This window comes from Thermus aquaticus (assembly GCF_001280255.1).
Lineage (GTDB): Bacteria > Deinococcota > Deinococci > Deinococcales > Thermaceae > Thermus > Thermus aquaticus.
Genome location: NZ_LHCI01000058.1, coordinates 1 through 424 on the forward strand (window position 1 = coordinate 1; position 424 = coordinate 424).

General features: G+C 72.9%; 1 pseudogene. It reads left to right on the forward strand.

Features of this window, described 5'->3' with window-relative positions:
• Positions 1–424: pseudogene (locus BVI061214_RS00355) on the forward strand (ATP-dependent DNA helicase RecG); the annotation flags it as partial.

Here is a 424-nt window from a genome sequence, read left to right on the forward strand (position 1 = left end):
GCCCCCCCCCCCCCCCCGGCCCCCCCCCCAACGCCAAAAAACCCCCCCCGGGGGGCCCTCCCCCCCGGGCGGGCCCCCCCCCCCCCCCCCCCCCGCCGCTACGAGGACCGCCGGGCCCTCCCCGGCGTGCGCTACCTGGAGGACGGCCAGAAGGCCACCCTCTCGGTCAAGGTCCTGGCCAAGGAGCTGGTGAGGACCCCCAAGAAGGGGATGCAGCTGGTCCAGGTCAAGGCCATGGACGCCTGGGGGTGGCGGCTTACCCTGGTCTGGTTCAACCAGCCCTGGGTCCTCTCCCAGATAGAGGAGGGGGCCACGCTGATCGTCACCGGCCGGGTGCAGCGTAGGAACGGGGTCCAGCTTCTGGTGGAGCACTTTGAGGACGAGGGCACGGAGTCCCTCTCCACCGGGCGCATCGTCCCCATCT